2 protein-coding genes and 1 pseudogene are annotated in these 3,048 nt (G+C 54.9%); 2 read left to right on the forward strand and 1 reads right to left on the reverse strand.

What is annotated here, in order from left to right:
- Positions 1-211 precede the first annotated feature (211 nt).
- Together ABJQ89_RS04845 and ABJQ89_RS04850 are read left to right on the forward strand one after the other, a co-directional pair.
- Positions 212-2,089 carry a TRAP transporter fused permease subunit gene (locus ABJQ89_RS04845; RefSeq protein WP_348495137.1) on the forward strand — a complete coding sequence of 626 codons (1,878 nt, stop codon included), beginning with the start codon at positions 212-214 and terminating at the stop codon, positions 2,087-2,089.
- 14 nt (positions 2,090-2,103) lie between these two features.
- Positions 2,104-2,685: a cupin domain-containing protein gene (locus ABJQ89_RS04850; protein ID WP_348495138.1), complete on the forward strand. Its 582-nt coding sequence runs from the start codon at positions 2,104-2,106 to the stop codon at positions 2,683-2,685.
- On the opposite strand, the pseudogene ABJQ89_RS04855 reads toward ABJQ89_RS04850, so the two are convergent.
- Positions 2,682-3,048, reverse strand: a pseudogene (locus tag ABJQ89_RS04855) (hypothetical protein); the annotation flags it as partial. The gene ABJQ89_RS04850 and the pseudogene ABJQ89_RS04855 overlap by 4 nt on opposite strands.

Consider the following 3,048-nt stretch of genomic DNA (forward strand, 5'->3'; position numbering starts at 1 on the left):
GGATGCGGCGACTGTCGAAGCTGTCACAGCTGCGATCTTTGCCAACCTTGCTGAGCTACAGGCCGAAAACGCAAATGCACGCCAGATCGATCCGGCGATGTCATTGAAGTTGGCGATCCCACTTCACGCAGGCGCAAAAGCGTATTTCGATAAGCAATAAATGAAAGGGGGCCTTCGGGCCCCTTTCTCCATACTTAGGGGATGACGCACCATGGCTTCCGTCTTGTCGGCTCTCAATACCAAAAACGCAATTTTCTTGGCGGGCCTCGCCCTCGGCGCCTATCATTTGATGGTGGTGTCTGGTGTCATCGCTATTTCGACAATGCCGATGCGTGTCACACATGTCATGCTCGCGCTCTCATTGTTGTTTGTTATCAAACCAACCTCTGAGCGGCTCGCTGGAACACGGTTTAACACAGTCTTTTCGCTCGCTTTGGTCGCTGTGACCGTTGCGGCCAGTGCCTATCTGTTGACACGTTGGAAAGCGATTGCCTTTAGCGGAGGCATCACAAATGACATGGATTACTATGCAGGCATTGTCCTGCTGATCGTTGTCTTTGAAGCCGCGCGCCGAGGGATCGGCTGGATCCTTGCAGGGATCACGTTTGTCTTTTTCTTATATCCCTTCCTTGCCCCTTATTTACCCGGCGTTTTAGAGGGACGGGGCGCATCGCTTGAGCGTATCGTGCTGGTTCTGACTACAGATACCCAGGGTATTTACGGCATCCCTGTTGGCGTTGCAGCGACCTATATCATTGTCTTCACTATCTTTGGCGCATTGCTTTCGAATTTTGGCGCTGGCGATTTCTTCTTTGAACTCTCCAATAGATGCACGCGTGGCCTGCGCGCAGCCTCGGCCAAATCAGCGGTTCTCTTTTCGACGCTTATTGGCATGGTCAGCGGATCAGCTGCGGGCAACGTGGCGGTCACTGGCACAGTCACAATCCCGATTATGAAGCGGGAGGGATACGAGCCGCACCAAGCCGCCGCGATTGAAGCAGTTGCGTCAACAGGGGGGCAAATCATGCCGCCCGTTATGGGCGCTGCGGCCTTTATCATGGCTGAGATTGTGGGCGTGCCTTACACCGCTGTCATGCTTGCTGCGATTATACCTGCGCTGCTGTTTTTCAGCTCTGCTTTCATGGTGGTGCATTTGCAGGCTGTGAAATCAGGCATCGTGCCAAACAGTTCCAGTAAAGAAGATGACGATATCCCCCTCTGGAAAGTCATGGTGAATGGCGGACCTTTCATCGGTGCTTTTGGGACGTTGATCACCATGATGTTGATGGGCTTTTCGCCTTTCATGGCCTCGCTTTGGGCGATGGTCGTTTTGGTGCTGGGTGACATCGTTTGGAACCGCAAGATCGACGCGGCTTTCTTTAGCAAAATCGTGACAAGCGTTTCTGAAGGTGCACGTTCTGTCGTGACCATTTCTGCGGCTTGCGCGGCGGCGGGCATCATCGCAGGTGTTTTAGGGGTTACTGGATTGGGCTCCAAGATTGCGACGCTGATTGATGTGGCTTCTGGCGGGTATCTTTTCTTTGCGCTCTTTTTCACGATGGTCACATCCATTATCTTGGGCATGGGTCTGCCGACCACAGCCGCCTATCTGATCTTGGCGACGGTGGTTGCACCCGCCCTTGTCAAACTCGGTGTTCCAGTTCTGACGGCGCACTTCTTCGTTTTCTACTATGGCTGTATTTCCACGATTACGCCGCCAGTTGCGCTTGCATCCTATGTGGCGGGCGGGATCGCAGGGGCGAATGTGAACAAGGTAGGTTGGACCGCTGCGTCCTATGCTGCGACCTCCTTTGTTCTGCCCTTTGCCTTTGTTTACGGCCCCGGCCTACTCATGGGGGGTGGTTTGATCGATAACGCATTGGCCATCCTCACAGCGGTGATTGGCACCTTCTCAATCGCTGTGGCGATCATTGGATGCCTGAATGGAAAGCTCGCCCCACACTGGCGCGCGGTTGCGGCAATTGCAGGTCTTTGCCTGTTGTTCCAAGGGTGGATCAGCGGCGCTATCGGCATCGCGCTCTTTGCGGCGCTCGTGATCAACGATCGAACGAATTCTAAACCAGCCTAACGAGGGGCGCTTCCATGACACATAAAAACTATCGCCGCGTTGTCACCGGCCATGATGAAAACGGTGTTGCAATCATTGAAAGCGATCAAATCGCGACACAAATTCTGGAACGCCCAAAACGTCCTGGCGTGCGTCTGACAAACTTCTGGCTGACGGATCAAACGCCTGCAGAATACGACGGACCGACAGAGACCTGCACGGGTGATTTCATCCTGCACCCGCCAAAGAACGGTACGGTGTTTCGCTGCGTTGAGTTCCTGCCCGAAGACCCGGAAGTCATGGCGCGACTGTCTAGTGAAGACGGTGCTGCGGCCTTTGCCGAAATGGGCGCAGGTGCGAACATTGTGCAAGGTGGGCGCCATCCGTGGATGCACCGCACGGATAGCGTGGATTATGGCATCGTGATGAATGGCGAAATCTGGATGGTTATGGACAACGAAGAAGACGACGTGCTGCTCAAAGCCGGCGACGTTGTTGTGCAGCGCGGCACCAACCACGCTTGGGCCAATCGCGGGACAGAGCCTTGCACGATCATGTTCGTTCTTATCGATGGCGTGACCCAAGCGGGTGGCGGCAAGGGCATTCCACCGCGTTAGGCTTCGAGCAAGATAAATATCCCAACGAGGGCTATGTAGCAGATCAAACCGTATCGGAGATTCCAGCGCCACGTCAAAGTGGTTGGTGGAATTTTCGATGTCGCCGAGATCAGCAAGGTCGCCGTTGCGTTGGGCGAGGCAAACATCGAAATTGCCCAACCCGCGCTCAAGGCAAAGACGATATGCGTCGGGTCTGCGGGGAGCGTTGGAAAGCTCTGCACGACTTGCCCGATGAACACGACAAGGATGATCGGGCTGAGCGCGATTTGACCGCCCAAAGTGATCAAGATCGGCAGGCAGGCAAGGAACAGCCAACCCGGGACCGACCCCAAATCGATGTTTTGTACTAGGGGCGCGACGGGC

The sequence above is a fragment of the Planktotalea sp. genome (assembly GCF_039984035.1).
In the GTDB taxonomy this organism is placed as follows: Bacteria; Pseudomonadota; Alphaproteobacteria; order Rhodobacterales; family Rhodobacteraceae; genus Planktotalea.